20 protein-coding genes and 1 tRNA gene are annotated in these 13,496 nt (G+C 63.7%); 9 read left to right on the top strand and 12 right to left on the bottom strand.

Features of this window, described 5'->3' with window-relative positions; translation table 11 throughout:
- Positions 1-3: 3 nt before the first annotated feature.
- Together slmA and GTP77_RS00480 are read right to left on the bottom strand one after the other, a co-directional pair.
- A complete protein-coding gene (slmA, locus tag GTP77_RS00485) occupies positions 4-579 on the bottom strand; it encodes a nucleoid occlusion factor SlmA (protein WP_161070205.1) in 576 nt (191 codons plus the stop codon).
- A gap of 30 nt (positions 580-609) precedes the next feature.
- Entirely contained in the window at positions 610-1,341 is a 732-nt protein-coding gene (locus GTP77_RS00480) for an HAD-IA family hydrolase (RefSeq protein ID WP_371869303.1), read from the bottom strand.
- A gap of 24 nt (positions 1,342-1,365) precedes the next feature.
- Between GTP77_RS00480 and GTP77_RS00475 the strand changes: the two genes are divergently transcribed.
- Positions 1,366-2,268, top strand: a complete 903-nt coding sequence (locus GTP77_RS00475; RefSeq protein ID WP_161070204.1) for a TraB/GumN family protein — start codon at positions 1,366-1,368, stop codon at positions 2,266-2,268.
- Positions 2,269-2,302: 34 nt separating this feature from the next.
- Here GTP77_RS00475 and GTP77_RS00470 read toward each other — a convergent pair.
- Together GTP77_RS00470 and argB are read right to left on the bottom strand one after the other, a co-directional pair.
- A tRNA-Thr gene (locus GTP77_RS00470) sits at positions 2,303-2,377 on the bottom strand.
- A 43-nt stretch (positions 2,378-2,420) separates the two neighbouring features.
- A complete protein-coding gene (argB, locus tag GTP77_RS00465; RefSeq protein ID WP_161070203.1) occupies positions 2,421-3,347 on the bottom strand; it encodes an acetylglutamate kinase in 927 nt (308 codons plus the stop codon).
- 112 nt (positions 3,348-3,459) lie between these two features.
- On the opposite strand from argB, the gene GTP77_RS00460 reads away from it, so the two are divergent.
- From GTP77_RS00460 to GTP77_RS00450, 3 genes are read left to right on the top strand one after another with little or no spacing between them, the layout of a single operon-like run.
- Positions 3,460-4,029: a sigma-70 family RNA polymerase sigma factor gene (locus GTP77_RS00460; RefSeq protein WP_161070202.1), complete on the top strand. Its 570-nt coding sequence runs from the start codon at positions 3,460-3,462 to the stop codon at positions 4,027-4,029.
- Positions 4,030-4,047: 18 nt separating this feature from the next.
- Entirely contained in the window at positions 4,048-4,239 is a 192-nt protein-coding gene (locus tag GTP77_RS00455; protein ID WP_161070201.1) for a zf-HC2 domain-containing protein, read from the top strand.
- Positions 4,236-4,433, top strand: coding sequence for a cysteine-rich CWC family protein (locus GTP77_RS00450; RefSeq protein WP_161070200.1), 198 nt, complete (start codon positions 4,236-4,238; stop codon positions 4,431-4,433). Before GTP77_RS00455 ends, GTP77_RS00450 begins: the two co-directional genes overlap by 4 nt.
- A 7-nt stretch (positions 4,434-4,440) precedes the next feature.
- Here the strand turns inward: GTP77_RS00450 and GTP77_RS00445 are convergent, their stop codons facing one another.
- Together GTP77_RS00445 and GTP77_RS00440 are read right to left on the bottom strand one after the other, a co-directional pair.
- Complete coding sequence (locus GTP77_RS00445; RefSeq protein ID WP_229202021.1) at positions 4,441-5,811, bottom strand: extracellular catalytic domain type 1 short-chain-length polyhydroxyalkanoate depolymerase; 1,371 nt, start codon at positions 5,809-5,811, stop codon at positions 4,441-4,443.
- Positions 5,812-5,839: 28 nt separating this feature from the next.
- Positions 5,840-6,256 (bottom strand): ribbon-helix-helix domain-containing protein, encoded by a 417-nt coding sequence (locus GTP77_RS00440; protein WP_161070199.1) that lies wholly within the window; start codon positions 6,254-6,256, stop codon positions 5,840-5,842.
- Positions 6,257-6,370: 114 nt separating this feature from the next.
- On the opposite strand from GTP77_RS00440, the gene GTP77_RS00435 reads away from it, so the two are divergent.
- The 5 genes from GTP77_RS00435 (at position 6,371) to GTP77_RS00415 (ending at position 9,746) form a co-directional block, all read left to right on the top strand.
- Positions 6,371-6,742, top strand: coding sequence for a VOC family protein (locus GTP77_RS00435; protein ID WP_161070198.1), 372 nt, complete (start codon positions 6,371-6,373; stop codon positions 6,740-6,742).
- A gap of 31 nt (positions 6,743-6,773) precedes the next feature.
- A complete protein-coding gene (locus GTP77_RS00430; RefSeq protein WP_161070197.1) occupies positions 6,774-6,989 on the top strand; it encodes a DUF1289 domain-containing protein in 216 nt (71 codons plus the stop codon).
- An 8-nt stretch (positions 6,990-6,997) separates the two neighbouring features.
- Positions 6,998-7,909: an MBL fold metallo-hydrolase gene (locus tag GTP77_RS00425; protein ID WP_161070196.1), complete on the top strand. Its 912-nt coding sequence runs from the start codon at positions 6,998-7,000 to the stop codon at positions 7,907-7,909.
- A gap of 91 nt (positions 7,910-8,000) precedes the next feature.
- Positions 8,001-8,954: an NAD(P)H-dependent flavin oxidoreductase gene (locus GTP77_RS00420; protein WP_161070195.1), complete on the top strand. Its 954-nt coding sequence runs from the start codon at positions 8,001-8,003 to the stop codon at positions 8,952-8,954.
- Between the two features lie 57 nt (positions 8,955-9,011).
- Positions 9,012-9,746, top strand: coding sequence for a substrate-binding periplasmic protein (locus tag GTP77_RS00415; RefSeq protein WP_161070194.1), 735 nt, complete (start codon positions 9,012-9,014; stop codon positions 9,744-9,746).
- On the opposite strand, the gene GTP77_RS00410 is transcribed toward GTP77_RS00415, so the two are convergent.
- The 6 genes from GTP77_RS00410 to GTP77_RS00385 all read right to left on the bottom strand — a co-directional run bounded on the left by GTP77_RS00410 (position 9,736) and on the right by GTP77_RS00385 (position 13,491).
- Positions 9,736-10,230 carry a GNAT family N-acetyltransferase gene (locus GTP77_RS00410; RefSeq protein WP_161070193.1) on the bottom strand — a complete coding sequence of 165 codons (495 nt, stop codon included), beginning with the start codon at positions 10,228-10,230 and terminating at the stop codon, positions 9,736-9,738. The two genes, GTP77_RS00415 and GTP77_RS00410, sit on opposite strands and share 11 nt — an antisense overlap.
- The gene (locus tag GTP77_RS00405) at positions 10,227-10,499 is read right to left on the bottom strand and encodes a type II toxin-antitoxin system TacA family antitoxin (RefSeq protein ID WP_161070192.1); all 273 of its coding nucleotides are present in this window, start codon (positions 10,497-10,499) and stop codon (positions 10,227-10,229) included. The genes GTP77_RS00410 and GTP77_RS00405 overlap by 4 nt, the downstream gene beginning before the upstream one ends.
- Before the next feature lie 83 nt (positions 10,500-10,582).
- Positions 10,583-11,185: a helix-turn-helix domain-containing protein gene (locus GTP77_RS00400; RefSeq protein ID WP_161070191.1), complete on the bottom strand. Its 603-nt coding sequence runs from the start codon at positions 11,183-11,185 to the stop codon at positions 10,583-10,585.
- A 31-nt stretch (positions 11,186-11,216) separates the two neighbouring features.
- Positions 11,217-11,795 (bottom strand): hypoxanthine-guanine phosphoribosyltransferase, encoded by a 579-nt coding sequence (locus tag GTP77_RS00395; protein WP_161070190.1) that lies wholly within the window; start codon positions 11,793-11,795, stop codon positions 11,217-11,219.
- Between the two features lie 92 nt (positions 11,796-11,887).
- Positions 11,888-13,141, bottom strand: a complete 1,254-nt coding sequence (locus GTP77_RS00390) for a phenylacetate--CoA ligase family protein (RefSeq protein ID WP_161070466.1) — start codon at positions 13,139-13,141, stop codon at positions 11,888-11,890.
- A complete protein-coding gene (locus GTP77_RS00385; RefSeq protein ID WP_161070189.1) occupies positions 13,141-13,491 on the bottom strand; it encodes an MmcQ/YjbR family DNA-binding protein in 351 nt (116 codons plus the stop codon). Before GTP77_RS00385 ends, GTP77_RS00390 begins: the two co-directional genes overlap by 1 nt.
- Positions 13,492-13,496: the final 5 nt, after the last annotated feature.

The following is a 13,496-nucleotide window of genomic DNA, read 5'->3' as shown; positions in this document are numbered from 1 at the left end:
GGTTCAGTTCAACAGCAGGGCGATCTGGATCGCCGCGTCCTGCGCGGGGTTCAGCTTGAAGCCGCTCTTGGCGTAGCGGTGCCAGCGGCCCGCCACATAGCTTACCAGCATGGCGGCGCGCGGCGCCACGTCCGCCTCGTGGCCGTGGCCGGTGCTGGCGGCCTGGCGCAAGGCCTGCTTGAGCGCCAGCTCCACGCGGTCGTAGAACTGGTTCATGCGCTGTTGCAGGCGCTCGTCCTCGTTCACCAGCGCGTCGCCGATCAGCACCCGCGTCATGCCCGGATTGCTGCTGGCGAACTGCAGCAGCATGCCGACGATGCCGCGCGTCTGGGCCAGGCCGTCTTCCTCGCGCTCGGCGATCTGGTTGATCAGGCCGAACACGGTGGTCTCGATGAACTCGATCAGGCCCTCGAACATCTGCGCCTTGCTGGCGAAATGGCGGTACAGGGCCGCTTCGGAAAACTCCAGCTTGCGGGCCAGCGCGGCGGTGGTGATCTTGTCGCCTTTGGGCTGTTCCAGCATCTCGGCCAGAGCTTCCAGAATTTGTTGCCTGCGTTGGCCTGGCGGTGTGCTTGCCATGGGATCTCGACGTGTGGATGAAAAAGAAACTCAGCGCAGCCGGGACAGGCGCGCTGGCAGATGCCGGACAGATTTTACTTTGACATCGACCCAAGCGGGGCGAATTAGTCTTTTCGGCACATGGGCCGCGCCGATGGGATCGGCCACTTTCAGGTACTGCGTCACCCAGGCGGTGCGCATGCCCATGCCGTGCGCGGTGCGCAGATTGGCCAGCGTGTCCTCCACCAGGATGCAGCGCCCCGGCGTCACGCCCTGCTTGCGCATCAGCTTGCGCAGCATGAGCTTGGAAGGCTTGGGCCGCAGCTGGCGGTGGATGCGCATCGACTCGATGGCGATGTGGTGCGAGAAGTGGCGGTGCAAGCCCATATGCCGCAGCACCATGGTGGAGTAGCGGTGCGGCGCATTGGTGAGCAGGACCTTGCGGCCGGGCAGGGCGCGCAGCAAGCGGCCCAGGCCTTTTTCGGCCCGTATCATCTGCGCCAGGTTGGGCATGCTGTGGGTCTCGTGCAGGAAATGCTCGGAGCGTACGCCGTGGTGCTTCACCAGGCCCAGCAGCGTGGCGCCGTAGCGCTGCCAGTACAGCTTGCGCGCCGCGTTCACCGCGTCCGCTCCGGCGGGCACGCCTTCCTGGCCCAGCACGCGCGCAATATAGGCGTTCATATTCGCGGTAATGGCCGGAAAGATGGCATGCGAGGCGTTGTGCAGCGTATTGTCCAGATCAAACAGCCAGACAGGCGCGCGGGCGGAGGGTTTATTATTCACGGCAGCTTCAGTCAAAAGGAAAACATGCGACGCCAAATTATAGTGATGTTTTGCAGTCTGTTCTTGCTGCTGCCCGGCGCAGCCCAGGCCGGGACCGCCGTCGACCGCGGCGCGCTGTTCAAGCTGGAGCAGGGTGGGCATACAGCTTATCTGTTTGGCACCATCCATGTCGGCGCCGCCGATTTTTATCCGCTGGAGCCGCGCGTCATGCAGGCCTTGCAGCGCGCCACCGTGCTGGCGCTGGAAGTGGACCCGCTGGGCGACCCGGCGAAAATCGTGCAGGCGGTGCGCGAGCACGGCATGTATGCGCGCGGAGGCGGCCCCGCCTCGGCCGAGTTGCCGGTGGAATACCGGCAGCGCCTGGCGCGCTTGCTGCGCCGCTACGCCATCGACGACGGCGCCGTGGCGGCCATGAAGCCGTGGATGCTGGCCAGCCTGCTCACCGTCAGCGAATTCGCCGCCCAGGGCTACCAGGCCAGCCTGGCGGTGGATTCCTGGCTGTCGCAGCAGGCGCGCGAGCGCAAGCTGCCGGTGCTGGAGCTGGAATCGGTGGGAGGCCAGATGGCGCTGTTCAGCGGCATGAGCGCGGCCGAGCAGGCGCTGTTCCTGCAGGAAGGCATCGCCGCCATCGAGGACCAGGAGCAGGCCGCGCAGGCGCGCGAAATCACCGACGCGTGGCGCAAGGCGGATGCGGCTGCGCTGGAAGCGCTGGCGCGCAAGGCGGCCGATGACGGCACCTTCTCGGGCCGCTTCGTGCAGCAGGTGCTGCTGGACGGGCGCAATCCCGCACTGGCGGACAATATCGTGAAACTGCTGGCGCGCGAAAAAAACAGCCTGGTGGCGATCGGCGTGCTGCATCTGGTGGGGACGAATAGCGTACCGGAATTGCTGAAGCAGCGCGGCGTTGCGGTGGAGCGTATTTACTAGGGAAGGGTGCTGCTGGAGGGTACTGCAGGAAGGATGGTGCCCTTGACGTGGATTGAACACGTGGCCTCTCCCTTACCAAGGGAGTGCTCTACCACTGAGCTACAAGGGCATACACATCGGCGGTGCAAGTGGTCTTTAGCACCGCCAAACATTTAGTGAGACCGGATCATAGTGCCAAAAGCCTGTTCCGTCAAGACTTCCAGCAACAAAGAATGCTCAATTCGGCCGTCGATGATGTGAACGGTGTTGACGCCGGATTTCGCCGCGTCCAGCGCTGACGAAATTTTAGGCAGCATGCCGCCCGAAATGGTGCCGTCGGCGAACATCTCGTCGATCTCGCGCGCAGACAGGTCGGTGACCAGGTTGCCGGTCTTGTCCTGCACGCCGGCGATATTGGTCATCATGATCAGCTTTTCGGCTTTCAGGATTTCCGCGATCTTGCCCGCCACCACGTCCGCGTTGATGTTGTAGGCCTGGCCGTCCTGGCCGAAACCGATAGGCGAAATAATCGGAATGAAGGCGTCGTCCTGCAGCGCTTTCACCACGGCCGGGTTGATCGCGTCGATCTCGCCGACGAAGCCGATGTCCAGGAACTGGCCCGGGTTCTCGCGGTCCGGCATCGCCATTTTGCGCGCGCGGATCAAGCCGCCGTCCTTGCCGGTCAGGCCCACTGCCTGGCCGCCGTAGTGATTAATCAGCATCACGATATCCTGCTGCACTTCGCCGCCCAGCACCCACTCCACCACTTCCATGGTCTCTTCGTCGGTGATGCGCATGCCCTGCACGAAGGTGCCCTGCTTGCCAATTTTCTTCAGCGCGTTGTCGATCTGCGGACCGCCGCCGTGCACCACCACCGGATTCATGCCCACCAGTTTCAGCAAAATCACATCGCGCGCGAAGCCATGTTTCAGGCGCTCGTCGGTCATGGCGTTGCCGCCGTATTTGATGACGATGGTCTTGCCATGGAAATTGCGGATGTAGGGCAGCGCCTCGGCCAGAATCTGCGCCTTGATCGCGGGGGACACCGCGGTCAGGTCATCAGAAGGTACGGCCAGGGTCAAATTGGTGAGTTGGGTCATGGCGAATCCGGTAAAAAGGTGAGCGATGTTAAGTCAAAGGCTGGCTTCCAGCACGCATTATAGGGCTTTTTGCGGTTGTAATTTCCGGGATGTTCCGCTAGGCTCGCCGGATATGCCTACCTCGCCATCCCTCCACAGCCAGCTTGAGGCCATGCGGCCGCAGCTTGTCCGATTCGCATCATTGCAATTGCGGAATGACGCCCTGGCGCAGGACGCGGTGCAGGACACCCTGATCGCCGTGCTGGAACAGCCCGAGCGTTTCCAGGGCCAGTCCTCGCTGCGCACCTATGTGACCGGGATTCTGAAGTACAAAATCATCGACAATCTGCGCGCCGCCACCCGCGAGCGCCAGATCGACACCGTCGGCGACCAGTCCGAGGACGACGCCATCGACGCGCTGTTCGCGGCCGACGGCCACACCGTGGACATGCCGCGCCAGTGGGGCGACCCGGACCGCACGCTGGAGCAGAAGGATTTCTTCAAGGTGCTGGAGCTGTGCCTGGAAAAACTGCCCGCCAAGAACGCGCGCGTGTTCATGATGCGCGAATGGCTGGAGCTGGAGACGGAAGAAATTTGTAAGGAATTGGCGATTACTTCGGCTAATGCCTGGGTGCTGCTGTACCGCGCGCGTTTGCGCCTGCGCGAATGCCTGGACCTGAACTGGTTCGGCGCACGCGGATAAAGGCAGAGGAAGAAGATTATGAGCGGCTTGAAACCAACCTGCAAAGAAGTGCACCGCCTTGTTTCAGAAGGCATGGACCGCGAGTTGTCGCTGGCCGAGCGCACCCGCATGCGTTTGCACCTGATGGTGTGCGGCGCCTGCACGCGCTTCAATAACCAGATGGACACCTTGCGCAAAGCCATGCGCGTCTTCCCGGGCGACGAGCCATGAGCGTGTGCAAGCGCTGCGGCGCGGAGTTCAGCTGCGCCATGATCCCAGGCGAAGGCGACGGCGGCCCGTGCTGGTGCACCGCCATGCCCCCCGCCGTCCCCGTGCCCGGCCCCGCCACCGACCTCACCTGCTGGTGCCCGGCCTGCCTCAAGCAGCACATCGCCGAGCGCGAGCGCCCTGCATCGGCGCCCTGAAAAAAACCTAACCCGCCACGGTGCGGAAGAAGCGCATCATCTCCCTGCTCGCATCCGGCCCCTTGCCGTCGGTATAACTGCCCGCCGCGCTGCCGCCCGACCACGCGTGTCCCGCGCCATGCACCACCCAATGCTCGCCCAGCGGCGTGCCGTCCTCGTGGCGGTGCGTGGTGACGGTGTAGCGGTGCCCATTCGGCACGCTGCCCGCATCGGCTTCCGCCCTGGCCTGCGTGGCGCCGTGCGCGCGCAGCTTCTGCTCGATCACCTGCTCCCCGTTGCGCGGATGCACCGTGTGGTCCTGGTCGCCGTGGAACACGATAATCGGCGGGCTGGCTCCCTCTGTGTGCGGGGCCTTCGCCACATTGCCGGAAGCGCCGCGCTTCATGGCGCTCAGCGCCGACGGCAGATCCTGTGCCGACGCATACGGCAAGCCCGAATGCACGCCCACCGCCGCGAACAGATCCGGATACAGCGTGCCGACAATCACAGCCATGGCGCCGCCCGCCGACAGCCCTGCCACATACACCTGGCGTTCATCGACCGGATGCTCCGCGATCACCTGCTGCGCAATGCCCGCGATGATGGACGGCTCGCCCTGGCCACGCTGCTGGTCGAGCGCATTGAACCAGTTCCAGCACTTGTGGTTGTTGGCCTGCTGCGATTGCGCCGGATAGACCACGAAGCATTGCTTCTCTTCGGCCACCGCGTTCATTTGCGTGCCCGCCGCGAAATCGTCCGGATCCTGCGTGCAGCCGTGCAGCATCACCAGCAGCGGCATGGCCTGGCCGTGGTAGCTGCTCGGAATGTACAGCTTGTAGCTGCGCGTGCCGGCGTGGTTGGTGTAGCTGCCGCTGACGAACTGCGCGCCTTCCGGCACCGGCGCCTGCTTGCTTTTGCCCGGCATGCCGGGCACGCCGCCAAGGTCCGGCATGTCGAAATGCGGCATCTCGAATTTGCCGAGATCCAGCCCCGCCGGCAGCTTGCCGGCCTGGATGCCCAGCTGACCCAGCAGGTCCTCCACGAAGGCTTGCGCGCTGGGCGGCGCCTGCGGCGTATCCGGAGCGGCGGAGGCATCCGGTGCGTCTGGTGCTTTTTGTGCATGTTGTGCACGTGCCGCGCGCGGCGCTTCCCTGAAAGCTTCCGCTTCCGGCTGCGGCGCCGTGGCGGTGCGCGGCGCGGCGCCGGGTGGCGGATTGATGTCCCGCATCGGCGGCGCTTCCGGCGGCATGCCGGGAGCGGCGTGCGGCTGCGGGCGGCCTCCCAGATGCAGGCCGGCCAGCGCCTGCTGGATCGCCGCGGTGGCCGCAGCCGGTCCCTTGGCCAACAAATTTTGCGTCGCCGCTCGCATCTGGCTGAATAGCTTGTGATTCAATTTCATGTCCTGCCCCTCAAGCGCCGACTGCACGCTAATGTATGCGCCCTGCAAGCGCGGTTTTCAATACGGCGCTGGCGTGCAAAGCACCCAGCACGAAGATGGATTCTATGGTCGCCAGCGCCAGTTCCACCGACACGTCATTGGCGATGCTCGCCAGTCCCAGCACATGGATACGCAAGCGTTCGCCGGCCGCCTGCAACTGCTCCAGGTCTTGCCGGGTGTAATGCTGCATCCCCAGCACCAGGCTTTTGCGCGCCACGGTCTGTTTCACCACGTCGGCATGCTGCGCCAGCTGGTTGCGGATTGCGGTGCGGATCAGATCGGTGCGGTTGGCGTAAAAGCCCTCCTGCACCAGCAAATCGATCTGCCCGAGGTCGATAGGCCCCAGGTTGATCGTGATCTTTTCCGACTCGCTCGTTTTCAGTCTCAGTTCTTGTTGTGTAGTCATTGTCTCCATCCATATACCATCCGTATGGATGGTAGTATAGGGACGAATTCGGCAAGGACAAGCGCTTTCTTTGCGCTTGGAGTATGGTGGAGGCCTGTTCTCATAGGTAAAACCATGGCAAAAATAATCGGACTCGACCACGTGCAAGTGGCCATCCCCGTTGGCGCGGAAGATACGGCGCGCGCGTTTTACGGCAAGGTGCTGGGCATGCAGGAACTGCAGAAACCGGCCAACCTGGCGGTGCGCGGCGGCTGCTGGTTTGCTTCGGGCAACCAGCAAATCCATATCGGAGGGGAAAGTAATTTCCTGCCAGCCAAGAAAGCCCACCCGGCGCTGCTGGTCGACGACCTGGCCGGCTACCTTGCCGAGCTGAAGCAGCGCGGCCTGGACGGCGGCTTCGACGAGCCGGTGCCGGGCGCCTTGCGCGCCACCATCTTTGACCCTTTCGGCAACCGGATTGAACTGGTCGAACGCCTGGCGCGGTAAAATGCGCGCATTCTTCCTGTAAAACAGCGCAATGAGCATTGAAAATCCCACCGGCATGCCCGAACTGGCCTCCCCGGTGCCATCCCCCTGCGTCAGCCTTTGCAAAATGAACCGCGAGACCGGTTATTGCGAGGGCTGCATGCGCACGATTGATGAAATCGTGCAATGGTCGCGCGCCGACGACGATTTCAAGCGCACCGTGTGGGCCGAAATCCGCCGCCGCGAGCAGCTGATCGATTTTGAATAGACGTAACAATGAAAGCCTTACCAGACAACATCCACGTCTTTGAACGTGGCTGGCTCTCGTCCAACAATGTGCTGATGCTGGGCCGCCACGAGGTCACGCTGGTCGATAGCGGCTATATGATCCACGCGCCGCAAACGCTGGACCTGGTGCGCCACGCGCTCAAGGGCCGCCGCCTGGACCGCATCGTCAACACCCATATGCATTCCGACCATTGCGGCGGCAACGCCATCCTGCAGGCGCACTACGGCAGCGAAACGCTGGTGCCGGTGTCCGAGCTGGAGCACGTGCGCCACTGGAACGAGGACAAGCTTAGCTTCAAGGCCACCGGCCAGCAATGCCAGCGCTTCAGCGCCGACGGCCCGCTCTCCCCGGGCGACAAGCTGACCATGGCCGACCTGGAATGGCAGGTGCTGGGCGCGCCCGGCCACGACGTGCATTCGCTGATGCTGTTCTGCGCCAAGGAAGGCATACTGATTTCGGCCGATGCGCTGTGGCAGAACGGCTTCGGCGTGATCTTCCCCGAGCTGGACGGCGAGTCCGGCTTTATCGAGGAGCGCGCCACGCTGGACCTGATCGCCACGCTGGACGCGCGCGTGGTCATCCCCGGCCACGGCGCCGTGTTCACCGACGTGGCGGCGGCGCTGAAGCGCGCCCGCACGCGGCTTGATTTCCTGTCCGGCAACCCGGTGCGCAACGCCGAGTACGCCGTCAAGGTGCTGCTCAAGTTCCTGCTGCTGGAGCGCCAGCGCATGAAGCTGGACGAGGTGCCTGCCATGTTCGCCGCGCTGCCCATCGTGGCAGCCGCATCCCAGCGCTACCTGGGCAAGACGCCGGAGGAGACCGCCGAGTGGACCATCAAGCAGCTGGTGCGCGCCTGCAGCGCCCGCATTGAGAGTGGGTACTTACTCAACGACGGCTAAGCGAAGGGTAAGCGACAGCGGGACACAGTTTAGAGCACGATCGTACTATTTTCGACTTATAATGGTTTGATCATTTAACTCGGAGTCCGCCATGGCCCTGCCCACCGTGCTGCAAAACCTGTCCCTTCCCGTCATCGCCTCGCCGATGTTCATCGCCAGCGGCCCCAAGCTGGTGGCGGCGCAGTGCAAGGCCGGCATTGTCGGCTCCTTCCCGGCGCTGAACGCGCGCCCGGCCGAGCTGCTGGACACCTGGCTGACCGAGCTGCAAGCCGAACTGGCCGCCTTCCAGGCCGCCAATCCCGGCAAGCGCGTCGGTCCCATCGCCGTGAACCAGATCGTGCACCAGTCGAATGACCGCCTGGCGCACGACGTGGAAGTGTGCGTGAAGCACCAGGTGCCCATCATCATTTCCTCGCTGCGGGCGCCGCCGAAAGAGATGATGGACGCCATTCACAGCTACGGCGGCATCGTGCTGCACGACGTGGTGAACATCCGCCACGCCGAAAAGGCGCTGGAAGCGGGCGTGGACGGCCTGATCCTGGTGGCCAGCGGCGCCGGCGGCCATGCGGGCACGCTGTCGCCGTTTGCGCTGGTGGGAGAAGTGCGCAAGTTCTTCAAAGGGCCGATCGCCCTGTCCGGCTCCATCGCCACCGGCGACGCCATCCTGGCGGCGCAGGCCATGGGCGCGGACTTCGCCTACATCGGATCGCGCTGGCTGGCCACCGAGGAATCCAATGTGACGGACGAATACCGCAACGCCATCGTGGAATCGGCGGCGGCGGACATCGTCTACACCAATCTGTTCACCGGCGTGCATGGCAACTACCTGAAGAAATCCATCCTCAACGCCGGCCTGGACCCGGACGCGCTGCCGGAATCGGACAAGAGCAAGATGAGCTTCGGTTCCGGCACCGCCAAAGCCTGGCGCGACATCTGGGGCGCCGGCCAAGGCGTGGGCCTGATGGACGACGTGCCCACCGTGGCCGAGATGGTGGAGCGCCTGAAGGCCGAATACGCGGCTGCGCGGGCGCGCCTGAGCTTGTAGTAGTGTTTTCGCCGCAGTCGCGGCATACTGCTTAGCACCCCCATTCCGAGAGTGCACATGACTGCGTGGAGCGTCCGTTTCCTGGCCTACGTCCTGGCGCTGGCAATGTGCGCAACGCCTGCGTGCGCGCAGGAACAAGTGACGTTCGCGGCGGTCACCGACCTGGATACGCGTATCGGCGCAGAGGTGTTGCGCGTGGCATACGCGAAACTGGGTATCGCCATCAAGGGCAAGGAGTTGCCGGCCGCGCGCGCACTGGCGCTGTCCAATGACGGCGTGCTGGACGGCGAAATCAACCGCATCGAAGGGATGGAGAAGCTCTATCCCAACCTGATACGCGTGCCCGTCGCCATCGGCCAGATGGAAGGCGTGGTGTTCACCAAAGGACTGAACTTTCCCGTCACCGGCTGGGATAGCCTGCGTCCGTACCGGATAGGCACCAGGATAGGGCTGAAATTCGCGGAGCTGGGAACGGTGGGCATGAACGTCGAGCGCGTATCGACCGTGGAACAATCGTTCGCCAAGCTGGCCGCCGGCCGCGTGGACGTGGTGGTCGAAGCCAGGCTCTCAGGCCTGTGGCAGCTACAACTGGCAGGCCTGCGCGGCATCGCGCCGCTGGAGCCGCCCCTGGTCAAGTTTCGCCTGTTCCACTATCTGCATAAAAAACATGCAAACCTCGTGCCGCGCATCACCGCCGTGCTGGAGAAAATGCAGGCGGACGGGCAGCTGCAGGCGCTGCGCAAAGAAGCGATTGCCCGTTATTTGGGTAGCGCAGCCCCTGTCATTCCTTGACGGCATTCAAGCGTAACATCAGCGTCATCGGATGTTGCGGCGACTCCTGGAAGCCATAGTGTTCGTAGAACTTCTTGGCGGTGTCGTTAAGCGCATGTACCAGCAGGGCTCGGACGCCGGCATGCCGGGAAACCGTCACCGCCCTGTTGACAGCGTCCTGCAATAAGGCGGCACCAATCTTCATGCCTTGGGCACGGCGATCAACCGCTAGCCGCGCCAGGACCAATACTGGGACGGGGTCCGGCATGTTCCGGCGGACCGAGCCGGTTGCCATTTGGTGAGCGACTGCGCCCGCAGCCATGGCATAGTAGCCATAGACATGTCCATCCTGATCCGCTACGACAAATGTGCGGCTGGCATTGCTCACTTGGTTGGCCATTGCGCGTCGCTTGAGCCACCCGTCGAGTGCTGCTTCGCCGCACTCGAATCCATCCAGAAGGTGGGTGGCCGCGAGCGGCACGGGCGGGGTGAGCCGCAAACTCATTTCTTGGCAGTAATCCAAGGAGTGGCAACGGCCATTAGTCGTTCAAGTCCGGGATTGTGGCTAGGCGTTGCATCGAGGACGGCGTTGAAGTGCTTGAATTTGTCTGCATCCATGCTGAAAAAAACCTGATCGAGTACGACCTCCTGGGCTTTTTCACAGGCGGCTTCAAGCATAAAATCCGAACGGTTCTTGCCCAACAGGTTTGCGGCGCGATCAATCAAGTCCCGCTGCTCGGGCAAAGCCCGCAAATTGATGGCGGCGTCACGCATGGAACCCTCCTGGTGCAGATAACAATGAATACACCCAGCGTAGGCGGGCGTATAGCTGTTGTCAACACGCTCTTCACCTTTAGTCAGGGAAGCTGCGCCAGTTTGATCAGTTCGGGCTCGGAGCCTTTGACGAAAATCTTGGGCTGCTCCAGCACGGCGCGCAGCGCGGTGTCGCCGGTGCGCCACAGCTGGCCGAATTCCTCTGAGGTGTAGAAGGCTGGGCGTACTTCGCGGCCCAGATCGCCCGTCAGTTCGCCCAGCGCCAGGCGCAGCTCTGGCTGCGGCGCTTTGGGCGCGATTACCATCAAGTCGATGCCGCTGCTGGCGTGCACCGTGCCGGCCACGGCGTCGCCGTGGATGAAGGCCGCGTCCAGCTGGGGCAGCTGGGCCTGCAAAGCGGCCCGTATCAGGTCGCCGGCGCCAAAGGTTTTGACGACGATGCTATGCAGTTCCTCGAAGATGGCGGCGTCGCGGTCAACCTGGTAGTGCTTCTGGTTGCCGGCGCGCCAGCTGTGCACCAGGCCCGATTCTTCCAGGCTGGCCAGCTCGCGCTGCACCGCGCCCGAGCCGCAGGCGGCCAGGGCGATGATTTCATTGGCGTAGAAGGAGCGGCTGGGCTGGCCATACAGCACGGCCAGCACACGCTGCTGCGTCTTGGTGAATAATACGTCGGCGAAGATACCCATGGGGTATATTAGTTCGCCAGAGCAATAAACGCTAGGAGTTCAGGTCTTCGGTCCGGATGGCCCACAGGCCCGGCAGATTGCGCCAGTAGCCGTAGGCGTCCATGCCGTAGCCGACCACGAAGCGGTTCGGGATGGTGATGCCGATAATGTCCGCCGTCACCGGCTTGGCCTTGCCGATGGCCTTGTCGCAGAACACCGCCAAAATCACCTCGGCCGCGCCCATGTCCAGCAGGCGCTGCTTCACGTGGGCCAGGGTTTCGCCTTCGTCCAGTATGTCGTCCAGTACGATCACGGTGCGGCCAACCACGTTGGAGCGCGGTATCACCTTCCACACCACGGCGCCGCCCTTGTCCTCGTCGCCGTAGCGGCTCACGTGGATGTAGTCGAACTCGAGCGGGAAAGTCAGTTGCGGCAGCAGGTTGCCGGTGAACACCACCGCGCCGCCCATCACGCCCAGCACCAGCGGAAATTCCTGGTTCTCCGGGTGGTCGAAGCGGGCGTTCAGCTCGCCTGCCATGCGGGCCACGGCGGTCTGGACGGCTTCCTGGTCGAAAATTTCTTCTGCGTTTTTCAGCAGGTCGCGGGCGCGGTTATGATGAAAGTCTTGCATGATCTTCGTCTTCTTCTGACCTTGGTAGGAATGGTCTTTATTATCCGCCATATCCCGCCTGCCCGCTCCAGCGTTGCTCCCACGCTACAAAGTCAGGAATAGTCCCTTACGTCGTCGATCACCTTGCCATCGTTGGGCAAACTGCCTTTAACTGCGAAAGCGACTTCGCCGCGCAGCTTGGTCAGGTCGCGAATAGTTTCTATGATGGAATTAGCCTGTACAAGCGCCGGATTGTCGACTTCGCAATGCAAGGTCATCACATCGTTCGCCATCTTGCCGGAAACGACCAGCCGCGCCTTCAGTATCTCCGGATGGCGGCGCGTAATTTCGTTCACCTGCGAGGGGTGGACGAACATGGCGCGCACCTTGGTGGTCTGGTCGGCGCGGCCCATCCAACCGCGGATGCGGATATTCGTGCGGCCGCAGGGCGAGGGCGGGGCGTCCGTCAGGATGGCGGACAGGTCGCCGGTGGCGAAGCGTATCAGCGGATAGTCCGGATTGAACAGCGTGACCAGCACTTCCCCCACTTCGCCGGGCGGCACCGGCTCGCCGCTGCCGGGGCGGACGATTTCCAGCAGCACGTCCTCGTCCAGCACCATGCCGGGATGGACGGTGTCGCCGCTGCGGGTTTCGTAGGCGATGCTGCCGATGTCGGCCGAGGCGTAGGTTTGCAGCACGTGCGGCACGCCGTTCTCGGCGAACCAGCGCCGCAGCGATTCGGGCAGCGCTTCAGCGCCCATCATGGCCTGTTTCACGCTGCTGATGTCCGCTCCCATCTCGCGCGCTTTTTCGATAATGATCTTGAGGAAGGACGGCGTGCCGATATAGGTATCCGGCCTGAGCGCCTGCATGGCCTGCACCTGCAGCTCGGTCTGGCCGCTGCCGGCCGGGATCACCGGGCAGCCGATGCGCGCCGCGCCGCCTTCCACCATGAAGGCGGCGGGCGTGAAGTGGTAGGCGAAGCAGTTTTGCAGCAGGCCGCCGGCGCGCACGCCGGCCGCGTACATGGGCCGCGAAAAGCGCCACCAGTCGGCGCCGCGCCCCTCGGGGTCGAAGATGGGGCCGGGCGACATGAACACGCGCGACAGCTGGCCCACCGGCGTGGCGTTCAGGCCGCCGAAAGGCTGGAGCTGCTGCTGCAGCGCCTTCAGGTCGGACTTGCGCGTGACCGGCAGCGCGGCCAGCGCGGCGCGGCTGCTGACGGCGTTGGCGTCCACGCCGGCCAGGATGCGGCTCCAGCCCGGCGCGCTCTGCGCGCGCGCGACCAGGCCGGGCAAGCGCGCCAGCAGTTCGCGTTCGCGCTGCTCGGGGGCGCGCGTTTCCAGGCTGTCCAGGGTGTCGCTCATCATTTCTCTCCGATTTCGCGCTGCAGTTTCTTGGTCAGTTTGCCGAAGATGATGGCGTGGGAGCGTGTCAGCAGCTCGGCCGCTTCGGCGTCGCTCACCGCCTTGAAGTCCACGATCTTCACCCACTTGGCGCGCGCCAGGTAGGGCGCGGCGATGATGCCGGGGCGGTCGGTCAGCTCCAGGAAGCGCTCGTCGTCCACCTTGAAGCTGATGCCTTCCGCGTCCGCGCAGTTGCCGGTGACGGCGAACATTTTTTCGCCGACCGAGAACACCAGGTCGGCGCCCCATTTGATGTCTTCGGTGGCGCCGGGCAGGGCGCGGCAGACTGCAATGGCTTTTTCCAGTTTCATAAATT

Origin of the sequence: Pseudoduganella aquatica, from assembly GCF_009857595.1 — a bacterium.
Classification (GTDB): domain Bacteria; phylum Pseudomonadota; class Gammaproteobacteria; order Burkholderiales; family Burkholderiaceae_D; genus Rugamonas; species Rugamonas aquatica_A.
This window is presented reverse-complemented; position numbering and strand designations above follow the sequence as displayed.

Bases quoted from the DNA above. Each gene is read 5' to 3' on its own strand.
- slmA (WP_161070205.1), bottom strand. From the start codon at position 579: ATGGCAAGCACACCGCCAGGCCAACGCAGGCAACAAATTCTGGAAGCT.
- GTP77_RS00475 (WP_161070204.1), top strand. From the start codon at position 1,366: ATGCGACGCCAAATTATAGTGATGTTTTGCAGTCTGTTCTTGCTGCTG.
- argB (WP_161070203.1), bottom strand. From the start codon at position 3,347: ATGACCCAACTCACCAATTTGACCCTGGCCGTACCTTCTGATGACCTG.
- GTP77_RS00460 (WP_161070202.1), top strand. From the start codon at position 3,460: ATGCCTACCTCGCCATCCCTCCACAGCCAGCTTGAGGCCATGCGGCCG.
- GTP77_RS00455 (WP_161070201.1), top strand. From the start codon at position 4,048: ATGAGCGGCTTGAAACCAACCTGCAAAGAAGTGCACCGCCTTGTTTCA.
- GTP77_RS00450 (WP_161070200.1), top strand. From the start codon at position 4,236: ATGAGCGTGTGCAAGCGCTGCGGCGCGGAGTTCAGCTGCGCCATGATC.
- GTP77_RS00445 (WP_229202021.1), bottom strand. From the start codon at position 5,811: ATGAAATTGAATCACAAGCTATTCAGCCAGATGCGAGCGGCGACGCAA.
- GTP77_RS00440 (WP_161070199.1), bottom strand. From the start codon at position 6,256: ATGACTACACAACAAGAACTGAGACTGAAAACGAGCGAGTCGGAAAAG.
- GTP77_RS00435 (WP_161070198.1), top strand. From the start codon at position 6,371: ATGGCAAAAATAATCGGACTCGACCACGTGCAAGTGGCCATCCCCGTT.
- GTP77_RS00430 (WP_161070197.1), top strand. From the start codon at position 6,774: ATGAGCATTGAAAATCCCACCGGCATGCCCGAACTGGCCTCCCCGGTG.
- GTP77_RS00425 (WP_161070196.1), top strand. From the start codon at position 6,998: ATGAAAGCCTTACCAGACAACATCCACGTCTTTGAACGTGGCTGGCTC.
- GTP77_RS00420 (WP_161070195.1), top strand. From the start codon at position 8,001: ATGGCCCTGCCCACCGTGCTGCAAAACCTGTCCCTTCCCGTCATCGCC.
- GTP77_RS00415 (WP_161070194.1), top strand. From the start codon at position 9,012: ATGACTGCGTGGAGCGTCCGTTTCCTGGCCTACGTCCTGGCGCTGGCA.
- GTP77_RS00410 (WP_161070193.1), bottom strand. From the start codon at position 10,230: ATGAGTTTGCGGCTCACCCCGCCCGTGCCGCTCGCGGCCACCCACCTT.
- GTP77_RS00405 (WP_161070192.1), bottom strand. From the start codon at position 10,499: ATGCGTGACGCCGCCATCAATTTGCGGGCTTTGCCCGAGCAGCGGGAC.
- GTP77_RS00400 (WP_161070191.1), bottom strand. From the start codon at position 11,185: ATGGGTATCTTCGCCGACGTATTATTCACCAAGACGCAGCAGCGTGTG.
- GTP77_RS00395 (WP_161070190.1), bottom strand. From the start codon at position 11,795: ATGCAAGACTTTCATCATAACCGCGCCCGCGACCTGCTGAAAAACGCA.
- GTP77_RS00390 (WP_161070466.1), bottom strand. From the start codon at position 13,141: ATGAGCGACACCCTGGACAGCCTGGAAACGCGCGCCCCCGAGCAGCGC.
- GTP77_RS00385 (WP_161070189.1), bottom strand. From the start codon at position 13,491: ATGAAACTGGAAAAAGCCATTGCAGTCTGCCGCGCCCTGCCCGGCGCC.